A 24,559-nucleotide genomic window follows, 5' to 3' on the forward strand; every position below is an offset into this window, starting at 1 on the left:
GAAGATGAAGTTAATGAAGCGTGGCGTCGCGCTGGCGCTCATCGCCGCATGGGGGCTGGCAAGCCTGCCCGCTCAGGCGTATGAAAAAGATAAAACCTATAAAATAACCATTCTGCATACTAACGATCATCACGGCCATTTCTGGCGCAGCGAATACGGTGAATATGGCCTGTCGGCGCAAAAAACGCTGGTGGACGGCATTCGCAAAGAGGTGGCGGCCCAGGGGGGCAGCGTGCTGCTGCTGTCGGGCGGGGATATCAATACCGGCGTACCGGAATCCGACTTACAGGATGCGGAGCCTGATTTCCGCGGCATGAATTTAATCGGTTACGACGCGATGGCCGTCGGAAACCACGAGTTTGATAATCCGCTGAGCGTATTGCGCCAGCAGGAGAAGTGGTCCAAATTCCCGTTCCTTTCCGCCAATATTTATCAGAAAAGCACCGGCGAACGCCTGTTTAAGCCCTGGGCGCTGTTCAAGCGTCAGGATCTGAAGATTGCGGTTATCGGATTAACGACCGACGACACGGCTAAAATTGGCAACCCTGAATATTTTACCGATATCGAATTCCGTAAACCGGCGGACGAGGCGAAGCTGGTTATTCAGGAATTGCAGCAGAATGAAAAACCGGACGTGATTATCGCCACCACCCACATGGGGCACTACGACAACGGTCAGCACGGCTCTAACGCGCCGGGCGACGTGGAGATGGCGCGCAGCCTCCCGGCTGGCTCGCTGGCGATGATTGTGGGCGGTCACTCTCAGGATCCGGTCTGTATGGCCTCTGAGAACAAAAAGCAGGTGGATTATGTGCCGGGCACGCCGTGCGCGCCGGATCGTCAGAACGGGATCTGGATTGTGCAGGCCCACGAGTGGGGCAAATATGTTGGCCGCGCGGATTTCGAGTTCCGTAACGGCGAGATGAAGCTGGTGCACTATCAGCTTATCCCGGTCAACCTGAAGAAAAAAGTGACCTACCCGGACGGCAAAAGCGAGCGCGTGCTTTATACCCCGGAAATCGCTGAAAACCAGCAGATGCTCTCCCTGCTGATGCCGTTCCAGAGCAAGGGTAAAGCGCAGCTGGATGTGAAGATCGGTACGCTTAACGGTCGGCTGGAGGGCGATCGCAGCAAAGTTCGCTTTGTGCAGACCAACATGGGGCATCTGGTGCTGGCCGCGCAAATGGCGCGCACGAATGCGGACTTCGCCGTGATGAGCGGCGGCGGTATCCGCGATTCCATAGAAGGCGGAAACATCACCTACAAAGACGTGCTCAAAGTGCAGCCGTTTGGCAACGTGGTGGTGTATGCGGATATGAGCGGGAAAGAGGTCATTGACTACCTCACCGCCGTGGCGCAGATGAAGCCGGACTCCGGGGCGTATCCGCAGTTCGCTAACGTCAGCTTCGTGGCGAAGGACGGCAAGCTCAACGATCTCAAAATCAAAGGCGAGCCGGTCGACCCGGCGAAAACCTACCGTCTGGCAACGCTAAGCTTTAACGCCACCGGCGGCGATGGTTATCCGCATATTGATAACAAACCGGGCTACGTGAATACCGGGTTTATCGATGCGGAGGTGCTGAAGCAGTATATCCAGCAAAATTCTCCGATTGACGTGAACGCGTACGAGCCGAAGGGCGAGGTGAGCTGGCAGTAGCGTTGTGCGGCCTGATGCCCTCACTCCAACCCTCTCCCACCGGGAGAAGAGGGCGCGAACACAAAAAACGGTAACGCCTGTTACCGTTTTTTTTACCTGGCAGCCGCCACCGGGCAACGTCCTCAATCCCGGCGCGCGATATCCGCAAATTGCGCGTCCAGCATTTTCGCCAGATCGCCGGCGGCCAGCTCGATATCCAGCCCGCGTTTGCCGCCAGAAATATAGATCGTCTCAAATTCCTGTGAAGGGGCATCGATCAGCGTCGGCAGGCGTTTTTTCTGCCCCAGAGGACTGATGCCGCCCACGAGGTAGCCGGTGGTACGTTGCGCAACCGTCGGGTCCGCCATATCCACCTTTTTCGCACCCAGCGCCTTGGCGACTTTCTTCAGGTCAAGCTGTCCGGCGACGGGCGTTACCGCCACGGCGAGGTGCTTCATGTCCCCGTTCACCGCGACCAGCAGCGTTTTATAAACCCGGTCCGCGTTCAGCCCCAGCTTGCGCACCACTTCATCACCAAAGTTGGTTTCGTTCGGATCGTGATCGTAGGTGTGGATCCGGAAAGTAATGTTGTTTTTTTCGAGTAATTTAACGGCGGGAGTCATGGCTATCCTTCCTGCGACAGACGATTAATGCCAGCAGCATACGCCTGACGTTTGTCTAAAAAATAGCACCATCTTGCGCAATAGTATTGGCAGTGATGGTCACTTTGAGCGACAATCGGCTCAACCGAAGGTCACTTCGGCATAATAAAAACGATGAAATTCCTCTTTGACGGGCCAATAGCGATATTGGCCATTTTTTTATTTCAGCAGCGAAGGCAGGTTCCCTTCTCCGTACAAATGCAGCGCGCCAACCGCGACAACATAGTGACCGGCAGGCAGGGCGTGCAGCGTTTCCCGCCATGCGCGGTTGCGCGCGTTCATCAGTACGTCATACAGCGATTCGCTGAACGTCGACGGTAGCGCAAGCCTGCTTCCCGTGGGCGGTGCATCCAGCCACCAGCCAATCATCGTTTGCAGCAGACGCGCGTTGGTGTGCCAGTGGGTCAGGGTGTCATCCAGCAGCATCAGGCCGTCATCGGGAAGCTGTCGCAGGAGAGCGATCTGGCTGTCCGTGCCTTCCAGTTCGATGACCGGGAGGTTGCGCGCCCTTGCCGCGTTAAGCAGCTGATAGTCTATTCCGTAATCGCCGCGTAGCCCAAGGCGCTGCGCCTGTGTCGCCTGCAACACCATGGCAATTTGCCACAGGGGCAGGGTGTCGAGCATGGAGAGCGAGACCCCGGTTTCGTCCGCGAGGCGCGTCAGTTCGCTAAGCTGCGCTTCGCTGAGGCGTTCCGCAAGAGGGCGGTCGCTCTCCAGCCCCGCAAACGGTGACTCATGACCCGATATATCGGCCTCAACGACCAGCGCGTCGGCATTCCTGAGCAGTTTTATCAGGCCGGCTGGCAGCGGGGACATGTCCTGCGTGCCCATATGGATGCTGCCAACGAGGTGCAGATGTTGCCCGCCGGGAAGAGAGATATCCATACCGGGCCAGGGATAGCGACGGGGGAAAAGGGCGCGAAACGATGCTTTTATACGATTAAACAGACCCATACGCGCTCCATGAACGGAAAGGTTCATGCTAGCGCGTAGGAGAACAAGGTTCAATCCTTCGGTTTAAACCGCAGCAGACGGTTGGCGTTACTCACCACGGTAATTGACGAGAGCGCCATCGCCGCACCCGCAACCACCGGGTTTAGCAGGGTGCCGGTCAGCGGCCACAAAATGCCGGCAGCAATCGGAATGCCCAGCGAGTTATAGACGAACGCGCCGAGCAGGTTTTGCTTCATGTTGCGCAACGTGGCTTTCGATATCGCCAGCGCATCCGCCACGCCCATCAGGCTGTGGCGCATCAGGGTTATCGCGGCAGTTTCAATGGCGACGTCGCTCCCGCCACCCATGGCAATTCCCACGTCAGCCTGAGCCAGCGCCGGAGCATCGTTGATGCCGTCACCCACCATCGCCACCTGACGACCTTCGTCCTGCAGCTTCCTGATGGCATCCGCTTTGCCATCCGGGAGTACGCCAGCGATTACCTCGTCAATGCCTGCTTCTTTGGCGATGGCGTTAGCGGTGGTCGGATTATCGCCGGTCAGCATCACCAGGCGGTAGCCCGCACGATGCAGGCGCTGAAGGGCGTCCACGCTGTCCTGGCGTAGCGGGTCGCGCACGGCAAGCAGCGCCGCCGCCTGACCATCAATCGCCAGCAGAACCGGCGTCGCGCCCCGAGAAGCCTGGGCGTTCAGCTCATCTTCGAACGCGGACGTATCAACACCGTTTTCATTCAGCAGCGCCTGATTACCCAGCAGCAGCGCGTGCCCTTCGGCTTCACCGCTGATGCCTGAACCTCGCAGCGTGCGGAAGTTGCTTACCTGCGGCAGGCGGATAGTTCCGGCCTTCTCCGCGATGGCGCGGGCCAGCGGGTGGCTGGAACCTTGCTCCAGCGCGGCGGCAAGGCGCAGCGCGTCAGCCTCCGGGAAGCCAGCGGTTTTTACCGCCACCACCTGCGGCTTGCCTTCGGTCAGCGTACCGGTTTTATCAAAGACAATCGTATCCAGCGTGCTCGCCCGCTGCAGCGCATCGGCATCACGGACCAGCACGCCAAACTCGGCGGCGCGCCCGACGCCAGAGATAATCGACATCGGCGTTGCCAGGCCAAGCGCGCAAGGGCAGGCGATGATCAGCACCGTGGTGGCGATTACCAGGGTGTAGACAATCTGCGGTGCCGGGCCGAAGAAATACCAGATTGCCGCGCTCAGCAGGGCAATACAGACTACCACCGGCACAAAAATGGCGGAAATTTTATCGGCAAGCTGACCAATCTCCGGCTTGCTGCTCTGGGCCTGGCGGACCATGCGAATGATGCGCGACAGGGTGGTGTGGCTACCGACGGCGCTGGCGCGGAACAGCACGCTGCCGTCCTGCACCACCGTACCCGCATGCACCGCGTCGCCCTGCGATTTCTGCTGAGGGACGGGTTCCCCGGTCAGCATCGCTTCATCAAGCCACGCGTCGCCCTGGGTGATTTCACCGTCAACGGGCACGCGGTCGCCGGTGGTCAGGCGCAGCGTCATACCCGGCTGTACCTGGGCGAGCGGCACGCTTTGCTCCCCGTCGTCCGTCACCACGCGGGCCGTCGGCGGGGTTAAATCGAGCAATCTTTCCAGCGCCTTCGACGAGCGCTGACGAGCGCGCGCTTCCAGCATATGGCCCAGGTTAATCAGGCCGATAATCATCGCGCTGGCTTCATAATAGAGATGGCGGGCTTCCATCGGGAACCACTGGGGCCAGACGTTTACGCTCATCGAGTACAGCCAGGCGGCGCCCGTTCCGAGCGCGACCAGCGTATCCATCGTCGCCGTGCGGTTTTTCAGGCTTTTCCAGGCGCTGGTATAAAAATGGCCGCCTGCAAACACCATCACCGCAAGGGTAATGAGGCCAATCACAAGCCACAGCGTGCGGTTATCAGCGGTGACCATCATGTTGTCACCCATCATGCCCCACACCATCACCGGGATACCGACCAGCAGGGCGACAATCGCCTGCCAGCGGAAGCGCTTCATGGTAGCAATAGCCGTTTCCTGCTGGCGCTCACGGCGCTCGGCATCGTCTTCGATGGCCTCAGCCCCGTAGCCCGCTTTTTCCACGGCCTGCACTAAATCTGCGGCGGAGGCACTGCCCATCACCAGCGCGGTGCGCTCCGCAAGGTTTACCCGTGCCTGTGCGACGCCCGGAACCGCCTGAAGGGCATTCTGTACGCGTGAAACGCAGCTGGCGCAGCTCATACCGTTGATCAGCAGCTGTTGGCTGTCATCAATATCATCCGCTGCCGGAAGCTCAGGAGTGGCCGCTGTCAGTGCTTCCGACGGGGATGATGACTCTGCCAGCGGTTTAGCCTTTGGGTGGCTTAACTCCGCCCCGTAACCGGCCTGCTTAATGGTATCAATCAGCGCGTCGGCGCTGGCGCTGCCGGTTACGGCGGCACGATCGATAGTCACCTCTGCGCTTTCGACGTCAGGACGCTGTTCCAGGCTTTCTTTAACGCGTTTGACGCAGTGGCCGCAGGAGAGGCCATCCAGCGTCAGGTCAATAGTGTGAGACATAACAAAACTCCCGTATAATAGTCTGGTCAGTTGTTGACCGGAGTAACGCTTTTCGCTAACTGTTATGAAGGTTAAACCTTCCATCAAGGGGAAGGTCAAGGGGGAAATGTGAATATCAGTGATGTTGCGAAAAAAACCGGCTTAACCAGCAAAGCGATTCGCTTTTATGAAGAAAAAGGGCTGGTGACGCCACCGTTGCGCAGTGAGAACGGCTACCGCAGCTATACGCAACTGCACCTTGATGAACTGACGTTACTGCGCCAGGCAAGACAGGTGGGGTTTAACCTCGAAGAGTGCGGCGAACTGGTTAACCTGTTTAACGATCCGAAGCGCCACAGTGCGGACGTGAAAAAACGCACGCTGGAAAAGGTGGCGGAGATTGAACGCCACATCATCGAGCTACAGGCGATGCGCGAACAGCTGCTGCTGCTGGCTGAATCCTGCCCGGGGGACGACAGCGCCGAATGCCCGATTATCGATAATCTTTCCGGCTGCTGCCATCGTAAAACGCATGCTTAACAGGCCTTAACCCGCAGGGTTATCCCTTCCACCGCAATGACCTCAACCCGCGTTCCGGCGCTGAGGTCATCGTCGGCCATCACCGGCCACGAGCTGTCGCCCACGCGCATATGGCCGCGTCCGTTGATCAGCGCGGTATCGAGCGTAAACCGTTTACCCACGATCTGCTGCCCGCGCTGGTTGAGATGCGCATCGACCGGTTTCTGCGCCTGTACCCGTTTGTTCAGCCAGCGCCACCACAGCCAGGCGGCCACCAGCGTCAGGCCGGCAAACAGGGCGCCCTGCCACTCCCAGCCGACAGGCAGCAGCCAGACGAGCAGCCCGGTAATCACCGCGGCAACGCCGCTCCAGAGCAGGTAACCGTTGCCGCCAAGCATCTCGGCGGCCAGCAGCAGGCCGCCAAGGCTTAGCCAGAACGCATGAGGATGTGCAACGATGAGCTCAATCATTTTTTACGCTCGTTTCCGCTGTCTTTGATCAGTTCGGTAATCCCCGCGATAGAGCCCATCAGGCTGCTGGCGTCCAGCGGCATCATCACCACCTTGCTGTTGTTCGCGGAGCCAATCTCCTTCAGCGCATCGGTATATTTTTGCGCGACGAAGTAGTTCACCGCCTGAATGTCCCCGGCGGCGATCGCCTCTGACACCATCTGCGTGGCGCGCGCTTCTGCTTCTGCCGAACGTTCACGCGCTTCCGCCTGCAGAAAGGCGGACTGCCGCTCGCCCTCGGCTTTCAGGATCTGCGACTGTTTTTCCCCTTCCGCTTTGAGGATCTCGGCCTGACGCACCCCTTCGGCTTCCAGAATATAGGCACGCTTGGTGCGCTCGGCCTTCATCTGGGCGTTCATGGAGGCGATCAGCTCTGCCGGTGGGCGCACGTCGCGGATCTCAATGCGGGTGACCTTAATCCCCCACGGATTGGTTGCCTGATCGACAATATGCAGCAGGCGGGTATTAATGCTGTCGCGCTGGGAGAGCATCTCATCCAGCTCCATCGAGCCAAGCACGGTACGGATGTTGGTCATCGTCAGGTTGACGATGGCCAGCTCCAGGTTGCTCACCTCATAGGCCGCTTTCGGCGCGTCAATGACCTGAATAAAACAGACCGCGTCGATGGTGACGTTGGCGTTATCCTTCGAAATGACTTCCTGCGAAGGGATATCCAGCACCTGCTCCATCATGTTGATCTTGCGGCCAATTCGGTCCATGAACGGGACGATCAGGCTTAACCCAGGCTGAAGGGTGGTGGTATAACGGCCAAAGCGCTCAACGGTCCACTGGTAGCCCTGCGGAACAATCTTGACGCCTGCGCCAACGATAACCAGCGCAACGAAAATAAGTACGGGTATAACGATGAGCATAAAAACCTCCTGTTTTGCATGCTGTAACGAGAAAAACGGCGTAATTGTTGAACGTAAGTATATCGGCTAACGGGCTGGATTTCGCCCCTGTAAAGAGGTGGGAACCGGACTGGTAAAAATAAAACGCCCCGCCCGGAGAGCAGGGCGCAGAATATTAGTTTTCTGAGTGGGTGTAACTGAAGTCGCTGATAAACCCGTCACCGGCGTCAGCAATGGCTTTCGACAACCCCTGATAGTATTTTTCCAGCCCGATGGCCTCTATCTGGCGGATCTGCTCGCGAATGGGGGCGCAAAACAGGATTGCGTTACCCGCGCCGACGCGTTTGTTATTGGGCGGCAGATCCCCCGCGATCGCCTTAAACCAGGTTCTGATCCCCTGCTTTAAGCTGTGCGGTGCCCTGGCGAGATCCTCCCGGCCGGTCAGCACCTGTAGGGTCGGAAATTCGTTAGCGTTAACGGCCGCTTTCATACGCGCGAAGAACGCGGTGAAAAGCTCGAATGAGCCGAGATCCGTAACGCGAGGCTTGGTGGTTTTGCCGTTTTTATTCCCCATTTTTCCGGCAGGCGCCGCGGGTGCCGGCACCACGTTGACCTTATGCAGGTCCAGACCAAACAGCAGGTTGCAGTGCGCGCGGCGCTCTTTGAGCGGGTAGGACATCAGCACCTCGATAAACTCGGTCGCCTTTACCTCGGCCAGGTCATGGTTGATCAGCCACTGGGAGCGGGCAAATTCCGCAGGCGTGACGAACCAGTCCGGCACGTCGGTAAAGCGCCTGGATTTACCCTTGCCGTCAAATTCCAGAAAGTAGGCCCCGTCATCGAAAGCAAAATAGCAGTTCTTAAAGCTGCCAATCGTGGTGTTGACGATGAGCGCCTTCTTAACAAAATCGACCACCTCTGCACCCATAACAAAACGCGTGAGTTCCGAAGAATTGATGACTTCCATTAATGTTTCGACATCAGGAACGCCTGGCTTCAGGGAAGAAAACTCGTAAAAGATATGTGTCATGCGGCTTACTACCTGTAGTGATAGAGGTGACAATTAGCAAACAAAAAGTTTAACACTAGCCATAGCTTAAGGCTATTCGCACTGTGAACCTGAAAGGATTATGCTACAGGCTGTTCATACAAAAGCGGTTAATGGAATCGGAATGGATAATAAAAAAAATCTTCTGGATATCAGGGACGTTGGGTTTCGCGTGGGGGACAACACGATCCTTCAGCACGTCGATTTTTGCCTTTCACCGGGTGAGTTCAAGCTTATTACCGGGCCATCCGGCTGCGGCAAAAGCACGCTCCTCAAAATCGTGGCGTCGTTACTGAGCCCAACGGAGGGAACGATCCTGTTTGAAGGCAAGGATATCGCTACGCTTTCACCGGAACGCTATCGCCAGCAGGTGTCCTACTGCGTGCAAACGCCGTCGCTGTTTGGCAATACGGTTTACGACAATCTGATTTTTCCCTGGCAAATCCGCAGCCAAACGCCTGAACCTGAAAAGTTTACCGCCGATCTGGCCCGGTTTGGGCTTTCGAAGGAGACGCTGACCAAATCGATCAATGAACTGTCGGGCGGGGAAAAACAGCGCGTATCGCTGATCCGTAACCTGCAGTTCTTGCCGAAGGTGCTGTTGCTGGACGAGATCACCAGCGCGCTGGATGACGCCAACAAGCGCAACGTCAACGACATTATTCATCGCTACGCCCGGGAACAGCATATTGCCGTGCTCTGGGTGACGCACGATTCTAACGAAATTACCCATGCGGATGACGTCATCACGCTCGTGCCGCAGGGCGGAAAAATGCAGGAGGCTGGCCGTGGGTGAACATAATATAACAAACGAATCGCTGGCGCTGTCGATGGTGCTGGTGCTGGTGGCGATTGTGGTGAGCTACCGGGAAAAGCTGGGGCTGGAAAAAGACATCCTGTGGAGTATCGCCCGCGCGGTGATCCAGCTCATCATCGTTGGCTATGTGCTGAAATACATCTTCAACGTCAACCATGCGGTGTTGACCCTACTGATGGTGCTGTTTATCTGCTTTAACGCGGCGTGGAACGCGCAAAAGCGCAGTAAATATATCGATAAAGCCTTTATCTCTTCGCTTATCGCCATTACTACCGGAACCGCATTAACGCTGGCCGTGCTGGTACTGTCCGGATCGATTGAGTTTACCCCGATGCAGGTGATCCCCATTTCCGGGATGATTGCGGGTAACGCGATGGTAGCGGTGGGGCTGTGCTACAACAACCTGGGGCAGCGCTTCAGCAGCGAGCAGCAGCAGCTTCAGGAAAAGCTGAGCCTGGGGGCAACGCCGAAGGTGGCCTCGGCGCAATTGATCCGCGACAGCATTCGTTCATCGCTGATCCCAACCGTGGATTCCGCAAAAACGGTGGGGCTGGTGAGCTTACCGGGGATGATGTCAGGGCTGATTTTTGCCGGCATCGATCCGGTCAAAGCGATTAAGTATCAGATTATGGTAACGTTCATGCTGCTCGCAACGGCGAGCCTGTCGACGATCGTTGCCTGCTACTTAACCTATCGGAAATTCTACAACTCACGTCACCAGCTGGTGGCGTCATCGTTGAAAAAAGTGCGGTGAGGGGTGCCCGGTAAGCGCGAGCGCTACCGGGCATTCGGCATCAGTACAACAGCGCGTACAGCTGACGACGATACTTCGACGCCAGCGCGTCGCCGGTGCCGAGCGCGGCCAGGATATCCTGGAATACCTTACGCGCCTGCCCATCTGCGGCGGCCAGATCCGTTTGCAGATGGCCGAACAGCAGGGCCAGCGCCTCTTCGTTGCGGCCGACCTGATGCAGCTGGAGCGCAAGCTGGCTTGCCAGCGCGGCATCCGCCGGATTATCCGCCACCTGCTGCTGGAGCTGCTGAATTTCCGGGGTATCGGCCGCCTGCTTCAGCAGTTCAATCTGCGCCACCAGCCCCTGATAACGGGTGTCCTGATCCTGCATTGGCACCGTTTTCAGAACCGCTTCCGCGTCTTCCGGGCGGTGCAGCGCAATCTGGGTCTCAGCCAGCAGCAGACCAATCTGGCTGTTCTGATTCGATAGCTGCCACGCGTCTTTTAACAGCGGCAGCGCCTCGTCGTATTTACCTTCCTGCATCAGCGCCATGGCTTCCTGCGCCTTCAGCTCTTCTTCGCGCGGCAGGACTTTGTCCAGCAGGGCGCGGATCGCCTCTTCCGGCTGCGGCCCCTGGAAGCCGTCGACCGGCTGCCCGTTCTGGAACAGGTAGACGGTTGGGATCGCACGAAGGCCAAACTGGGAGGCCACCATCGGCTCGGCATCGCAATCCAGCTTCGCCAGGATGAACTGACCACCGTATTGCGCTGCAAGGCTTTCCAGGACTGGCGTCAGCTGCAGGCAGTGTTGGCTGCGTTCAGACCAGAAGTAGAACAGCACCGGTGTAGTCATCGACTGTTCGAGCGTCTGTTGCAGGTTAGCTTCAGTGATGTTGACGATATTCTGTACGGACATGCGGCATTCTCTTTTGTCGGTTTACTCTTTACATGGGGGTAAGCGTCGTCGCTTCAACTCAACCCTGCAAAATTTTGTCCATCATCCGTCCCGGCAGCAGGCGTTTTAACCAGCCGACGGCATGGGTCACCAGCGTGACCGGATAGCGCATTTTTGGGTTGTCGCTCTCGAAAGCGTGGCGTACTTTGGCGACAACCGCTTCCGGCCCAAGCGTAAAACGCGCGGCAATACCGGGGTTTTCGACCGGTTTGTCCGCCTGCGTCTGGTTAACGTTTTCCGTAAAGCGGGTGCGGATGGGGCCTGGCTCAATCAGGCTGACCTTGATCCCGCTGTGGCGCAGCTCCATGCGCAGCGCATCGGACCACGCTTCAAGGGCATACTTGCTGGCAGCGTAAGCACCGCGGCCCGGCGTGGAGATCAGGCCCATGACCGAGGAGGTCATCACGATGCGCCCTTCGCCGTGCGGCAGCATGGCGGGGAGAAGGCGCATGGTGAGCTGATGCGCGCCGAAGACGTTAGCGGAGAACTGCTGCTCCAGCTGTTCCCGTGAGAGGGCCTGTAGCGGACCGTACACGCCGTAGCCCGCGTTGTTGAACAGGCCGTAAAGACGGTTGTTGGTCAGGGCGATGACCTCATCGGCGGCCTGGTCCACGCTCTCTGGCGAATCCAGATCCAGCAGGATGCCGGTAAGGCCAAGCCCTCTCATGCGTTCCACATCATCGGGTTTGCGGCAGGCTGCCAGCACCCAAAACCCCTGACGCTTCAGTTCAAGGGCGCTTTCAAGGCCAATTCCGCTGGAACATCCTGTTATTAAGACCGATTTTTGCATAACTTTACCTGTCAGGTTCTCAGCTGTTTGACGAGTCATGTTTTACTAAAGGTGCCAGCCGGGTTGCCATCCAGTCGGCAATAAACGGCTGGGCATCGCGATTGGGGTGAATGCCATCGTCCTGCATCCACTGGGGCTTGAGGTAGACCTCCTCCATGAAAAATGGCAGCAGCGGAATATCAAACTCTTTGGCAAGCTTAGGATAGATCGCGCTAAACGCCTCATTATACCGACGGCCGTAGTTAGCGGGCAGGCGAATTTGCATCAGCAGCGGCCGGGCGTTAGCGGCCTTAATCGTCTGCAGAATGGTACGCAGCGTTTGCTCCGTCTGCTGCGGCTGGAAGCCGCGCAGGCCGTCGTTGCCGCCCAGTTCAACCAGCACCCACCGCGGTTGATGCTGCTTAAGCAGGGCAGGCAGGCGCGATAAGCCCTGCTGCGACGTATCGCCGCTGATGCTGCCGTTAACGACAGACGTCCGGGACTGCCATTTGTCATTGAGCAGGGCGGGCCAGGCCGCACTGGCAGCCATGCGATAGCCCGCGCTCAGGCTATCGCCCAGAATCAATAACGTGTCCGCAGCCGCCGCGCGGAAGGTCATCAGCATCAAAAACAGGAAGGGCAAATGCCAGCGGAAAACATTGTTGAAGTTCATCGTCTTAAGAAGTCCGTCGGTCAGGGAGAACACGAGCTTTCCATCCTCACCGGAGTTGAACTCGTTGTCAAACGTGCCGAAACCATCGCCCTCATTGGTGAATCCGGTTCCGGCAAGTCCACGCTGCTGGCGATCCTGGCCGGTCTGGACGACGGCAGCAGTGGGGAAGTGAACCTTGTCGGCCAGCCCCTTCACGCGCTGGATGAAGAGGCACGCGCCGCGCTGCGTGCCCGGCATATCGGGTTTGTGTTTCAGTCCTTCATGCTTATCCCAACCCTGAACGCGCTTGAAAACGTCGAGCTGCCGGGCCTGCTGCGCGGTGAAAATACCCGTGAAAGCCGCGACCACGCCAGAGCGTTGCTGGAACAGCTGGGGCTGGGGAAACGTCTCGACCACCTTCCGGCGCAGCTTTCCGGCGGTGAGCAGCAGCGCGTGGCGCTGGCCAGGGCGTTTAACGGACGCCCGGAGGTGCTGTTTGCCGATGAGCCTACGGGGAACCTCGACCGTAAAACCGGCGATAAGATTGCCGACCTGCTGTTTTCGCTCAACCGCGAGCACGGCACCACGCTGATTCTGGTCACCCACGATCCGCAGCTGGCCGCCCGCTGCGACCGCCGCCTGCGGCTGGTGAACGGTATTCTTCAGGAGGAAGCATGATTGCCCGCTGGTTCTGGCGCGAATGGCGCTCGCCCTCGCTGCTGATTGTCTGGCTGGCGTTAAGCCTGGCGGTAGCCTGCGTGCTGGCGCTCGGCAGCGTAAGCGATCGCATGGAAAAAGGGCTCAGCCAGCAGAGCCGGGAATTTATGGCCGGGGACAGGACGCTGCAAAGCTCTCGCCCCGTGCCGCCGGGCTGGATCGAGGCAGCGCGCAAGGAGGGGCTGAAGGTAGGGGAGCAGATCACCTTCCAGACCATGACCTTCGCCGGTGATACGCCGCAGCTTGCCAGCGTGAAGGCCGTGGACGACATCTATCCGATGTACGGTGAATTACAAACCAGCCCGCCGGGGCTAAAACCGACCACCGGTACGGTGCTGCTGGCATCGCGCCTGATGGCGCTGCTGAACCTCAAGCCCGGCGACAGTATCGACGTTGGCGACGCAACCCTCAAAATTGCCGGGGAGGTAGTGCAGGAGCCCGACTCCGGGTTTAACCCGTTTCAGCTCGCGCCGCGTCTGCTGATGAACACCGCCGACGTGGCGAAAACCAGTGCCGTTCAGCCGGGAAGCCGCGTTACATGGCGCTATAAGTTTGGCGGCACGCCTGCGCAGCTGGAGGCGTATGAAAAATGGCTCCTGCCCCAGCTCAAGCCGGAACACCGCTGGTACGGGCTGGAGCAGGATGAAGGGGCGCTCGGCAAATCCCTCGAACGTTCTCAGCAGTTCCTGCTGCTGTCGGCACTCCTGACCCTGCTGCTGGCCATAGCGGCCGTTGCGGTGGCAATGGGGCACTACTGCCGCAGCCGTTACGATCTGGTGGCGATCCTCAAAACCCTCGGCGCGGGACGTGCGCAGCTGCGCAGGCTGATCGTCGGCCAGTGGCTGATGGTGCTGGCGCTGTCGGCCGTTACCGGCGGGGCGATAGGGCTGCTGTTTGAAAAGCTGCTGATGGTGCTGCTCAAGCCGGTGCTGCCCGCCGCGCTGCCCCCGGCCAGCCTCTGGCCGTGGCTCTGGGCCATCGGCGCGATGACGGTGATCTCCCTGCTGGTGGGGTTACGCCCGTACCGGCTGCTGCTTGCAACGCAGCCGCTGCGCGTGCTGCGCCGCGATGTGGTGGCGAACGTCTGGCCGCTGAAGTTTTACCTGCCGGTGATTATTGCGGTGGCGGTCGGGCTGCTGGCCTGGCTGATGGGCGGCAGCACGCTGCTGTGGGCGGTGCTGGCGGGCGCGGTGGTGCTGGCGCTCCTGTGCGGCGCGCTGGGCTGGCTGCTGCTCAGCCTGCTCAAAAAGCTGACCGTGAAATCGCTGCCCGTGCGGCTGGCGGTGAACCGTCTGCTGCATCAGCCGTGGTCCACCCTCAGCCAGCTTTCGGCGTTTTCGCTGTCGTTTATGCTGCTGGCGCTTCTGCTGGTGCTGCGCGGGGATCTGCTGGACCGCTGGCAGCAGCAGCTTCCGCCGGAAAGCCCGAACTATTTCCTGATCAACATCGCTCCTGAGCAGGTGACGCCGCTGAAGGGCTTCCTGTCCGAGCATCACATTATTCCCGAGTCGTTCTACCCGATCGTGCGTGCCCGGCTGACGCAGATCAACGGCCAGTCGACGGAGGGAAATAAAGATGAGTCGCTCAACCGCGAGCTGAACCTGACCTGGCAGGCGAAGCGGCCGGACCACAACCCGATTGTCGCCGGCAGCTGGCCGCCTGAAGCGGGAGAAGTCTCAATGGAGGAGGGGCTGGCGACGCGCCTGAACGTGAAGCTGGGGGATACCGTGACCTTTACCGGCGACACGCAGGACTTCAGCGCCAGGGTTACCAGCCTGCGCAAGGTCGACTGGGAAAGCCTGCGGCCTAACTTTTTCTTCATCTTCCCGCCGGGCGCGCTGGACGGGCAGCCGCAGAGCTGGCTGACCAGCTTCCGCTGGGAAAACGGCAACGGCATGCTGACGCAGCTTAACCGGGAGTTTCCGACGGTGAGCCTGCTGGACATCGGCGCGATCCTCAGACAGGTCGGGCAGGTGCTGGAGCAGGTGAGCCGCGCGCTGGAGGTGATGGTGGTGCTGGTGACGGTCTGCGGCGTGCTGTTGCTGCTGGCGCAGGTGCAGGTCGGCATGCGTCAGCGTCACCAGGAGCTGGTGGTCTACCGCACGCTGGGCGCGGGCAAGCGACTGCTGCGCGCCACGCTCTGGAGCGAGTTCGCCCTGCTTGGGCTGGTGGCGGGCCTGGTGGCGGCCATCGGCGCGGAAACCGCGCTGGCGGTGCTCCAGTCGGAAGTGTTCGACTTCCCGTGGGAGCCTGACTGGCGGCTGTGGCTCACGCTCCCTGTCTGCGGCGCCGTTCTGCTGTCCCTGTGCGGCGGCTGGCTCGGTACGCGCCTGTTAAAAGGAAAAGCGCTGTTCCGCCAGTTTGTGAGCTAGTTTACCCTCGTGATGGTTACGCGCCGGCTTATGTGCTGGTGCGTAACCCTTTAACGGCACAAATCGTTAATCACCCTACGTTTAGTAGCACAAAACATTAAAAACCCGCCCACACGGCGCGAATATTTCCGGTTAATATTCACCAGCTAAATATTTAGCAGCGTGTCTATCAAGGAAAAATAATGACTATAAGAAAAACAGCGCTGGCGACAACGATCGGCGCAGCAGTGGCATTGGCTTCTTTCGCATCTCAGGCGGAAATCACCATTCTGAAACAGGATCCGCAGGCGGGTAACCCGCTGAGCCGACTGAACTTCACCGTTGGCGGCAGTATCCGTCCACAGTTCCAGAACATGACCGGCGATGACGGCAAAAACAGCTACAAGCGTAACGGCTTTGACGGCGGCACTCGCTTCCGTTTCGCAGCGGACTACTACCTGTTTGATGACATCAGTTGGATCACCTACTACGAGCTGGGTGTGAACATTCCGGCGCAGTTTAACTGGGATAATCACTACGCCGACGGCGCGCACGACACCTCTCGCCGCATGCTCTATACCGGCCTGAAAAGCGACACCTGGGGTACGCTGACCTTCGGCCAGCAGAACAGCGTGTACTATGACGTGGTGGGCGCAAAAACCGATATCTGGGACTACGACATGATCGGTCAGGCACCGGGTAACGGGATCAACGGCGACTACGACGGCTCTTATCGTTCACGTCAGATGCTGAAATACAAGAAAACCGTCGGCGATGCAGATATCTATGCCTCTTACCTGTTTGAGGACAGCGAATACCTGCCGGGCAACGGCCTGCGCTACAAGCGTAAAGGCGGCGGTTCACTGGGTATCGATTACCACCTGACCACCGATCTGACCTGGGGCGCCGCGTGGAATTACACCCGTGCCGACATGCGTAACCCGGACAACGGCGACAGCAAAACCTACGACCAGAATATCCTCGGTACCGCGCTGAGCTGGACGCCGGATAACTGGACCTTCTCCGCGGGCGGCGGCTGGTATCAGAACTTTATGACCACCAAAAAAGTGTCGGTTAACGACTACTTCGCCGGTGACGCATGGGGTATTGAATACTTTGCCGGCTATAAATTCCCGGTCGGTCAGTACGCGGTGAAATCCATCCAGCCGTACTTCATGGGCGACCGCATTGAGTACGTGAACGGCCGTAACTACCAGCGCACCGACAACGGCGTGGGCATCAGCTTCCAGCTGGACTACGGTTTCCGCGTGGATTACGAACACGTGTTCACGTCCAGCACCGACAACCTGGGCGATATGAACCTGGTGCGTCTGCGTTACGACTTCTAAGGTCGAACCACAGGGTATGGGCTGACGTCCTCACCCTGGCCCTCTCCCACGGGGAGAGGGAACAAACGCTTAAAGCGGCAACGTGGTTGCCGTCTTTTAGCGATTAAGCCAGTCAGCGACCTCGCCATACGTCCCGCGATAGACAATCTTCTCCGCCTTTTTCTCCAGCTGATAGCCGTACATCGGATCGTAATAGTCGTTCAGGAGCGGCACAAGCCAGCTGAAGTGCGCGTCAGTGCTGCCGGTACGCTGCTGCTCGGCTAGGGCTGCGTCCAGCAGCGCCGTAAACTCCGCGAAGCGTTGCAGCCCGAGGCGGCGACGAATGGCGAACAGGCCGTGGTGCAGATACTCGCTGTACGCCTTCCAGCCCGCTTCTTCACCGTAGGCGGCAGAAAAATCCGCCCACATGTGGTCGAAATACTCCTCGCGCAGGCGCTCAAGACGGATCTCAAACGGATCTTCGACCACCACGATAGGGGCTTCAGCCATGCGGTCACGCAGGCATTCCGGCAGGTGGTTAGAGCCAATCATCCGGCCTTCATCCTCCAGCACCCAGCGCGCGGCATCTTTTTTCAGCAGCTCGACGGCAAGGTGATTCTCGAAGCTCGCCTGTGAAAGCTGCGGCGTGAGCGTGCGGCCAAACGATGAGCCGCGGTGGTGCGCCAGCCCTTCCAGATCGATACCCTGCGCATGCTGCTTCACCAGCAGCGTTTTTCCGTTTCCGGTGCAGCCGCCGATAAGCACCATCGGCTTTTGCGACTGCTCGGCGGTGACCTGAATCGCCGTCTGACGCAGGGCCTTATAGCCGCCGCGGATCAGCGGGTAGTCGATACCCGCCTCCTTCAGCCAGGCCTGTGAAATATGCGAGCGCTGGCCGCCGCGCGCGCAGCACAGGTAGCCCTCAGGGTGAGCAAGGCAGGCTTCGCGCCAGGCGCCGATCCGCGCCTCACGCGTTTCGCCGTTTACCAGGCTATGGCCGAGCGCCAGCGCGGCGTCGGGACCCTGACGCTTGTAGCAGGTGCCGACGGCGACGCGCTCGTCGTCGTTCATTAAGGGCAGGTTGAGTGCGCCAGGCATCGCACCCTGGGCAAATTCGATCGGCGCGCGAACGTCGATTAATGGGGTATCAGACGCGAGGATCGCGCGATAGTCCGTTCCATCGTTCATGGTGATTCCAGAAGAAAACTGAGCAGCAATGGGCGGGAATTGTACGCCGGGGAAGGGGAAGGTCAACTCCCCGGCGCAGATAGGGCTTACCTGAGCTTTGATTGTGCCCAGACAATGCCGCTCGCGTACTCTGGCGGCAGCAGAGGGACGATCGCTTCCAGGGTGGCGCTCAGGCGATCGGTATCGGTGTCGTTCAGGTTGAGGTGACCCACCTTACGGCCCGCGCGAACCTCTTTGTCGTACCAGTGCAGGTGCACCAGCGGCAGCTTCAGCCAGTCGTAGTTCAGATCGGTGCCGATCAGGTTGATCATCACCGACGGGCTGGTTACCACCGGCTGCGGCAGGGGCAGGTCGGTAATGGCGCGCAGGTGCAGCTCAAACTGGCTGATGGAGGCGCCGTTTTGTGTCCAGTGTCCGCTGTTGTGCACGCGCGGGGCCAGTTCGTTAATCAGCAGACCCGACGGCGTGACGAAACACTCCATCGCCATAACGCCCACGTAGCCCAGCTCGTGCATGATGGCTGAAAGCATCTCCTCCGCCTGCGCCTGCTGGTCAGCATTGGCCTGCGGGAAGACGACGCTGGTGCGCAGAATGCCGTCCTGATGCAGGTTGTGCGTGAGGGGATAAAACACCGTACGGCCGTCGTAGCCGCGCGCGCCAACCAGCGACACTTCGCCGCTGAAGTTAATGCCCTGCTCAACGATGCACTCGCCATAGCAGTCATCCGGCAGCTCTGCGGTCTCGTGCGCGCGCAGACGCCACTGCCCGCGACCGTCGTAGCCGCCGACGCGACGCTTCACAATCGCCAGCTCGCCCAGCATCGCGAAGACGTCGCTCCACTCGCTTTTATCGGACAACAGCTGCCACGGCGCGGTTGCCAGCCCGAGCTTGTCGAAAAGCTGCTTTTGCGTCAGGCGGTCGGCAACGATCGGGAACACGTCGCGGTTTACAAAGGCGTTATGGCGCGCCAGTTCACGCGTAAGGGCGGTTTCCGGCCAGCGTTCAATCTCGGCGGTGATCACGCTCTGATGGAACGGCACGGCCTCCGGTTCGGCATCCAGCCCGACCGGCCAGACGGAAATACCCAGCGGTTCACCGGCCTGGCGCAGCATACGGCCAAGCTGACCGTTACCGAGAACGCAAACCTGCTTCATGCCGCACCCCGCGGATCCGGGTTATCCAACACCTCATCGGTCTGGGCTTTACGCCAGTCCGCCAGGCGCTGGTGGAGGTCTTTATCGTGGGTGGCAAGGATCTGCGCCGCCAGCAGCGCGGCGTTTGCCGCACCCGCTTTGCCAATTGCCAGCGTGCCGACGGGAATGCCGCGCGGCATCTGGACGATAGAATAGAGGCTGTCGACTCCGCTTAATGCGGCGCTCTGTACCGGCACACCCAGTACCGGCACCAGCGTTTTAGCGGCAATCATGCCCGGCAGATGTGCTGCGCCGCCCGCACCGGCAACGATCACCTCGTAACCGTTCTCTTCGGCGCTTTCGGCGAAGCTGAACAGTTTGTCCGGCGTACGGTGTGCGGAAACCACTTCAACGTGGTGCGGAACATTCAGGATTTCAAAGATTTCGGCGGCGAACTGCATGGTAGCCCAGTCGCTTTTGGACCCCATCACGATGGCGACACGCGCCGGATTATTGCGGGAAGACATGCGTCTTAAAACTCCTGTGGTGCGGAACACACTGCTTTCGAGGGCACAGAGAATAGCATGTAATACCGGCAAGGAAAACGGTTGCGTAGTTGAGAAATGGGCGAAAAGACGAGAAGCCGTTAAAACGGGAAGGAGATCAGCTCCACACCTTCCGGCGTGACTTTTACCATCGATCCTTCGCTGTGCCACGCGCCTAAAACCACGCGATGGGCGGGCTCGCCGTTGGCGACAAGGGAGTGCACGTCGGGACGATGGGTATGACCGTGGATCAGCCACTGGACGCGATGCTTCTCCATCACGCTAACCACCGCCTGCGGGTTAACGTCCATGATGGTCATCGACTTACTGCTGTTGGCGGCTTTGCTGCCCGCGCGCATTCTGGCGGCGATGCGGCTGCGGATAAAGAGCGGCAGAGCGAGAAACAGTTTTTGGATCCACGGGGTGTGGACCCTGGCGCGAAACGCCAGATAGCCGGTATCGTCGGTGCAAAGCGTGTCGCCGTGCATGATCAACACCTTGCGGCCATAGAGGTCGAGCACCTGTTCTTCCGGCAGCAGCAGCATGCCGCTCTCGCGGGCATAGCGCTTGCCGATCAGAAAATCACGGTTGCCGTGAATGAAATAGCAGGGCACACCGGCATCAACCAGCGCTTTGATGGCGGCTGCCATTTCACGGTGCAGCGGGTTCGGATCGTCGTCGCCGATCCAGGCTTCAAACAGGTCGCCCAGAATGTACAGCGCGTCGGCGCTTTTCGCTTCACCGCGTAAAAAACGCAGAAAACCGGCGGTTATCGCCGGTTCTTCCGTTTGCAGATGCAGATCCGCAATAAAGAGTGTCGCCACGAATTACTCGCTGACGGTCACGCTTGTGATCACAACGTCTTCTTTAGGAACGTCCTGGTGCATGCCGCTGCGGCCAGTAGAAACGGCTTTGATCTTGTCGACCACGTCCATTCCTTCAACCACTTCTGCGAATACGCAGTAGCCCCAGCCCTGCAGGCTTTCGCCAGAGAAGTTCAGGAAGTCGTTGTCCGCCACGTTAATGAAGAACTGTGCGGTTGCAGAGTGCGGGGCCTGAGTACGGGCCATTGCCAGCGTACCACGGGTGTTTTTCAGGCCGTTGTTCGCTTCGTTTTTGATCGCTTCTTTGGTCTCTTTCTGGCGCATGCCAGGCTCGAAACCGCCGCCCTGGATCATAAAGCCGTTGATCACACGGTGGAAGATGGTGTTGTTGTAGAAACCTTCGCGGCAGTAGTCCAGGAAGTTTTTAACTGTTTCAGGCGCTTTGTCATCAAAGGTTTTGATTACGATATCGCCATGATTAGTGTGGAAAGTAACCATTTTTGCATCCTGTTCCGTTATTGTGGTGCGTCGACCCGTGCTCGGGTCACATATAGGGGCTTGTTATAGCATAACCACAGGACACGATCACCTTGCATTGTGTGCTGACCGTGCTCCCAATTATGGGTATTATAAGGAACAAACAATCCACACACGTGTTTACATGGAATCTTCGATGTTAAAAATCTTTAATACAATGACGCGCCAAAAAGAGGAATTTAAACCTATCCATGCCGGGGAAGTCGGCATGTACGTGTGTGGTATTACGGTTTACGATCTCTGTCATATCGGCCATGGCCGTACCTTTGTCGCGTTCGATGTGGTGTCACGCTACCTGCGCTTCCTGGGCTATAACCTGAAGTATGTGCGCAACATCACCGACATCGACGACAAGATCATTAAGCGCGCTAATGAAAATGGCGAAAGCTTTGTGGCGCTGGTGGATCGCATGATCGCTGAAATGCACAAGGACTTTGACGCCTTAAATATTCTGCGCCCGGACAGCGAGCCGCGTGCAACCCACCACATCCATGAAATTATCGAGATCACCGAAAAGCTGATCGCGCGCGGTCACGCCTATGTGGCGGACAACGGCGACGTCATGTTCTCGGTGCCGACGGATCCAACCTACGGTGCGCTTTCCCGTCAGGATCTGGAGCAGCTCCAGGCCGGTGCGCGCGTTGACGTGGTTGACGTGAAGCGTAACCCGATGGACTTCGTGCTGTGGAAGATGTCCAAAGAGGGCGAACCAAGCTGGCCATCCCCGTGGGGCGAAGGCCGTCCGGGCTGGCACATTGAGTGTTCAGCGATGAACTGCAAACAGCTGGGTAACCATTTCGACATTCACGGCGGCGGTTCGGATCTGATGTTCCCGCACCACGAAAACGAAATCGCGCAGTCTACCTGCGCGCACGGCGGCGAGTACGTGAACTACTGGATGCACTCCGGGATGGTGATGGTGGATCGCGAGAAGATGTCTAAATCGCTGGGCAACTTCTTCACCGTGCGTGACGTGCTGAAGTATTACGACGCGGAAACCGTGCGCTACTTCCTGATGTCCGGCCACTACCGCAGCCAGCTGAACTACAGCGAAGAGAACCTGAAGCAGGCGCGCTCTGCGCTGGAACGTCTGTACACCGCCCTGCGCGGCACCGACCGGTCTGTTCCGGCCGCAGGCGGCGAGGCGTTCGAAGCCCGCTTCATTGAGGTTATGAACGACGACTTCAACACGCCGGAAGCCTACTCGGTGCTGTTCGACATGGCGCGTGAGGTGAACCGCCTGAAGTCAGAGGACATGGCAGCGGCCAATGCGCTGGCGTCTCATCTGCGTAAGCTCTCTTCCGTGCTCGGCCTGCTGGAGCAGGAGCCGGACGTGTTCCTGCAAAGCGGCGCGCAGGCGGACGACGGCGAAGTGGCGGAAATCGAAGCGCTGATTAAGGCGCGTTTCGAGGCGCGTCAGGCGAAAGACTGGGCGGCAGCGGATGCGGCGCGTAACCGTCTGACCGAGATGGGTATTATTCTGGAAGACGGCCCGCAGGGTACCACCTGGCGTCGTAAGTAATTTCCCCTCACCCTAACCCTCTCCCACAGGGAGAGGGAATTGTTAGGTTTTCTCCCTCTCCCCGTGGGAGAGGGCCGGGGTGAGGGCATCAGCGCGCACGCTTTCTCCACCACAGCAATCCCATCAGTACCGCCCCCGGCAGCCACACCCACAGCAGTTCCGAAATAATGACCTGATGCCCGTACGGCGTGGTATAGCGCGACAGCGCAAACGGCGCGACTTTTATGACCTGCCACGGCGCAAAGAAGCGTTCATCTGACCATGGCCACAGCCAGCCGACGCCTTTCCCGCCGGTGGTAACAGAATCCAGCAGGCTGTGCGACAGCAGCGACACGGTTAAAAACAGCCAGCAGCGCGTCAGGCTGGCCCTAAACCATCGTCGATCCGCCAGCACGCAGAGTATGGGCACCACAAAGGCAAACAGCAGCGAATGGGTAAAGCCCCGGTGGCCGAAAATATTGCCGTAGGCAACGCCGAATTTAAACGCCAGCACGTCGGCATCCGGCAGCATGGCGAGGACGATCCCGACAAACAACAGGCGGGGAGGGATGATTTTTGTTCCGAGCCCTAAGCCCAGACACAGGGGAACAGCGGCGTGGGTGATAACGGTAGGCATTGCATTTATCCATGGCAAATCATGGAAATATAGCAGCAGTTGCCTTCCGGCAAACCCGTGCTAAATTCTGATTTTACGCCGACTCGCGCGCGATAAGCTGCCCGGAGAGGGTAATGCGCTGGGTTTGCAGCTCAGGTGCTTTTAGCTTGCGGATCATCAACCCCGCGGCCTGGCGGCCCGTCTCTTCACTGGCAGACGAAACGTAGGTAAACGACGGTGACGTGAGGTTAACGTGGAGCATATCTTCAAAACCAATCAGCGCCACCTGCTGCGTCAAGAAGACATCTTTCCCCACCGTACGCCCCACCTGGTGAATGCCGGTTATCGAGCCGATCATCGCATCGGGCGAGTGGCAGAGCAGGGCGGTAATCGTATTGTTCTTCTCCAGCAGCTGGCGAGTCACCAGTGCAGCCGCCCGCGTGTCGTCGGTGCAGGCCGGGGAGTAGTCGTCACGCCAGACCAGCCCGTTTTGCGTCATCGCGCTGCGAAAACCGAGCAGACGTTCCTCGCGGATGCGGCAGCCGTCGCGCCCACCGATGTAGGCGATGTTGCGGTGCCCGCGCCCGATTAGGTAACGAGCGGCCAGGCTCGCCGCCTGGCGGTTATCGCGCATGACCAGGTTGCATTTCTCGTCCAGCAAAGACTGCGACACCGCGACAAGCGGAAGCGGGCACTGGCGAATGTGTTCCGGCAGCGCTGCGGTGCGGGTATCCGACGCCAGGTAGATAACACCCGCCACGCCCTGCTGCTTAAAAGAGAGCAGGGTCCGCTCAAGGTGTTCACCGTCGTTCAGCGGCTGACCGAGAAAAACCATATAGCCCTGCTTCTCCAGCTCCTGGACGATGCTCGCCATCACCTTGATGGAAAAGCTGTCGCTAAAGTCTCGCAGGATCAGGCCGATTACGTTGGAGGTGTTGGCGCGGAGGTTGGCAGCGGCGACGTTATGAACATAGCCCAGCGTATCGATGGCAGCATTGACCTTCCCGATCGTCGCTTCTGAGATTTTTCCTTTCTGGCGCAGCACCAGCGAGACGGTGGAGACCGACACGCCCGCATGCTTTGCAACATCAATAATGCTGACTTTCTTCAAAACCGCTCCCTGAAATGTACCGAATATCAGCCGGATAAGACGCGTCCCCCAGCGTACAGGAGACGCCTCCTTCAG

24 protein-coding genes are annotated in these 24,559 nt (G+C 58.9%); 8 read left to right on the forward strand and 16 right to left on the reverse strand.

Going from position 1 to position 24,559, the window contains the following annotated elements; all coding sequences use genetic code 11:
* The first annotated feature begins 4 nt into the window (after positions 1–4).
* A complete protein-coding gene (gene ushA / locus OWK27_RS03125) occupies positions 5–1,657 on the forward strand; it encodes a bifunctional UDP-sugar hydrolase/5'-nucleotidase UshA (protein ID WP_267589798.1) in 1,653 nt (550 codons plus the stop codon).
* 122 nt (positions 1,658–1,779) lie between these two features.
* On the opposite strand, the gene ybaK is transcribed toward ushA, so the two are convergent.
* The 3 genes from ybaK to copA form a co-directional block, all read right to left on the reverse strand.
* Positions 1,780–2,259 (reverse strand): Cys-tRNA(Pro)/Cys-tRNA(Cys) deacylase YbaK, encoded by a 480-nt coding sequence (gene ybaK, locus OWK27_RS03130; RefSeq protein WP_176611017.1) that lies wholly within the window; start codon positions 2,257–2,259, stop codon positions 1,780–1,782.
* A gap of 198 nt (positions 2,260–2,457) precedes the next feature.
* Positions 2,458–3,252 (reverse strand): TraB/GumN family protein, encoded by a 795-nt coding sequence (locus OWK27_RS03135; RefSeq protein ID WP_267589799.1) that lies wholly within the window; start codon positions 3,250–3,252, stop codon positions 2,458–2,460.
* Positions 3,253–3,302: 50 nt separating this feature from the next.
* Positions 3,303–5,801, reverse strand: coding sequence for a copper-exporting P-type ATPase CopA (copA, locus tag OWK27_RS03140; RefSeq protein ID WP_267589800.1), 2,499 nt, complete (start codon positions 5,799–5,801; stop codon positions 3,303–3,305).
* 108 nt (positions 5,802–5,909) lie between these two features.
* Between copA and cueR the strand changes: the two genes are divergently transcribed.
* A complete protein-coding gene (gene cueR, locus OWK27_RS03145) occupies positions 5,910–6,320 on the forward strand; it encodes a Cu(I)-responsive transcriptional regulator (RefSeq protein ID WP_267589801.1) in 411 nt (136 codons plus the stop codon).
* Here the strand turns inward: cueR and OWK27_RS03150 are convergent.
* The 3 genes from OWK27_RS03150 to OWK27_RS03160 form a co-directional block, all read right to left on the reverse strand.
* Positions 6,317–6,769, reverse strand: coding sequence for an NfeD family protein (locus OWK27_RS03150; RefSeq protein ID WP_193355938.1), 453 nt, complete (start codon positions 6,767–6,769; stop codon positions 6,317–6,319). The genes cueR and OWK27_RS03150 overlap by 4 nt on opposite strands.
* Complete coding sequence (locus OWK27_RS03155; protein WP_148419404.1) at positions 6,766–7,680, reverse strand: SPFH domain-containing protein; 915 nt, start codon at positions 7,678–7,680, stop codon at positions 6,766–6,768. Before OWK27_RS03155 ends, OWK27_RS03150 begins: the two co-directional genes overlap by 4 nt.
* 154 nt (positions 7,681–7,834) lie before the next feature.
* A complete protein-coding gene (locus OWK27_RS03160) occupies positions 7,835–8,689 on the reverse strand; it encodes a hypothetical protein (protein WP_252004937.1) in 855 nt (284 codons plus the stop codon).
* A 142-nt stretch (positions 8,690–8,831) separates the two neighbouring features.
* Between OWK27_RS03160 and fetA the strand changes: the two genes are divergently transcribed.
* Entirely contained in the window at positions 8,832–9,503 is a 672-nt protein-coding gene (gene fetA / locus OWK27_RS03165; RefSeq protein WP_148419402.1) for an iron efflux ABC transporter ATP-binding subunit FetA, read from the forward strand.
* Positions 9,496–10,278 (forward strand): iron efflux ABC transporter permease subunit FetB, encoded by a 783-nt coding sequence (gene fetB / locus OWK27_RS03170; RefSeq protein WP_252004936.1) that lies wholly within the window; start codon positions 9,496–9,498, stop codon positions 10,276–10,278. Before fetA ends, fetB begins: the two co-directional genes overlap by 8 nt.
* A gap of 40 nt (positions 10,279–10,318) precedes the next feature.
* On the opposite strand, the gene OWK27_RS03175 is transcribed toward fetB, so the two are convergent.
* Genes OWK27_RS03175 through tesA form a run of 3 tightly spaced genes read right to left on the reverse strand, consistent with a single transcriptional unit; the run spans position 10,319 to position 12,654 of the window.
* Entirely contained in the window at positions 10,319–11,173 is an 855-nt protein-coding gene (locus OWK27_RS03175) for a co-chaperone YbbN (protein ID WP_148419400.1), read from the reverse strand.
* A gap of 58 nt (positions 11,174–11,231) precedes the next feature.
* Complete coding sequence (locus OWK27_RS03180) at positions 11,232–12,041, reverse strand: SDR family oxidoreductase (RefSeq protein WP_176611010.1); 810 nt, start codon at positions 12,039–12,041, stop codon at positions 11,232–11,234.
* Complete coding sequence (gene tesA / locus OWK27_RS03185) at positions 12,022–12,654, reverse strand: multifunctional acyl-CoA thioesterase I/protease I/lysophospholipase L1 (RefSeq protein WP_148419398.1); 633 nt, start codon at positions 12,652–12,654, stop codon at positions 12,022–12,024. Before tesA ends, OWK27_RS03180 begins: the two co-directional genes overlap by 20 nt.
* Here tesA and ybbA point away from each other — a divergent pair.
* The 3 genes from ybbA to OWK27_RS03200 all read left to right on the forward strand — a co-directional run bounded on the left by ybbA (position 12,625) and on the right by OWK27_RS03200 (position 17,050).
* Entirely contained in the window at positions 12,625–13,311 is a 687-nt protein-coding gene (ybbA, locus tag OWK27_RS03190; protein WP_045339436.1) for a putative ABC transporter ATP-binding protein YbbA, read from the forward strand. The two genes, tesA and ybbA, sit on opposite strands and share 30 nt — an antisense overlap.
* On the forward strand, positions 13,308–15,722 hold the full coding sequence (gene ybbP / locus OWK27_RS03195) for a putative ABC transporter permease subunit YbbP (protein ID WP_267589802.1): 2,415 nt from the start codon (positions 13,308–13,310) through the stop codon (positions 15,720–15,722). The genes ybbA and ybbP overlap by 4 nt, the downstream gene beginning before the upstream one ends.
* A gap of 182 nt (positions 15,723–15,904) precedes the next feature.
* Complete coding sequence (locus OWK27_RS03200) at positions 15,905–17,050, forward strand: porin (protein ID WP_148419395.1); 1,146 nt, start codon at positions 15,905–15,907, stop codon at positions 17,048–17,050.
* A 96-nt stretch (positions 17,051–17,146) separates the two neighbouring features.
* Here the strand turns inward: OWK27_RS03200 and mnmH are convergent, their stop codons facing one another.
* From mnmH to ppiB, 5 genes are all read right to left on the reverse strand, one after another.
* Positions 17,147–18,217, reverse strand: a complete 1,071-nt coding sequence (gene mnmH / locus OWK27_RS03205) for a tRNA 2-selenouridine(34) synthase MnmH (protein ID WP_267589803.1) — start codon at positions 18,215–18,217, stop codon at positions 17,147–17,149.
* Positions 18,218–18,303: 86 nt separating this feature from the next.
* Positions 18,304–19,371 (reverse strand): 5-(carboxyamino)imidazole ribonucleotide synthase, encoded by a 1,068-nt coding sequence (gene purK / locus OWK27_RS03210; RefSeq protein WP_267589804.1) that lies wholly within the window; start codon positions 19,369–19,371, stop codon positions 18,304–18,306.
* A complete protein-coding gene (gene purE / locus OWK27_RS03215) occupies positions 19,368–19,877 on the reverse strand; it encodes a 5-(carboxyamino)imidazole ribonucleotide mutase (protein WP_148419392.1) in 510 nt (169 codons plus the stop codon). The genes purK and purE overlap by 4 nt, the downstream gene beginning before the upstream one ends.
* A 119-nt stretch (positions 19,878–19,996) precedes the next feature.
* Positions 19,997–20,719 carry a UDP-2,3-diacylglucosamine diphosphatase gene (gene lpxH, locus OWK27_RS03220; RefSeq protein WP_267589805.1) on the reverse strand — a complete coding sequence of 241 codons (723 nt, stop codon included), beginning with the start codon at positions 20,717–20,719 and terminating at the stop codon, positions 19,997–19,999.
* Positions 20,720–20,722: 3 nt separating this feature from the next.
* On the reverse strand, positions 20,723–21,217 hold the full coding sequence (gene ppiB, locus OWK27_RS03225) for a peptidylprolyl isomerase B (protein ID WP_000256009.1): 495 nt from the start codon (positions 21,215–21,217) through the stop codon (positions 20,723–20,725).
* A 175-nt stretch (positions 21,218–21,392) separates the two neighbouring features.
* Between ppiB and cysS the strand changes: the two genes are divergently transcribed.
* Complete coding sequence (gene cysS / locus OWK27_RS03230; RefSeq protein ID WP_176611001.1) at positions 21,393–22,778, forward strand: cysteine--tRNA ligase; 1,386 nt, start codon at positions 21,393–21,395, stop codon at positions 22,776–22,778.
* Between the two features lie 88 nt (positions 22,779–22,866).
* Here the strand turns inward: cysS and OWK27_RS03235 are convergent, their stop codons facing one another.
* Positions 22,867–23,394: a metal-dependent hydrolase gene (locus tag OWK27_RS03235; protein ID WP_267589806.1), complete on the reverse strand. Its 528-nt coding sequence runs from the start codon at positions 23,392–23,394 to the stop codon at positions 22,867–22,869.
* Positions 23,395–23,467: 73 nt separating this feature from the next.
* Positions 23,468–24,484 carry a Mal regulon transcriptional regulator MalI gene (malI, locus tag OWK27_RS03240; protein WP_176611000.1) on the reverse strand — a complete coding sequence of 339 codons (1,017 nt, stop codon included), beginning with the start codon at positions 24,482–24,484 and terminating at the stop codon, positions 23,468–23,470.
* Positions 24,485–24,559 lie beyond the last annotated feature (75 nt).

Origin of the sequence: Enterobacter cloacae complex sp. 2022EL-00788 (genome assembly GCF_026627565.1) — a bacterium.
GTDB classification, from domain to species: Bacteria; Pseudomonadota; Gammaproteobacteria; order Enterobacterales; family Enterobacteriaceae; genus Enterobacter; species Enterobacter pasteurii.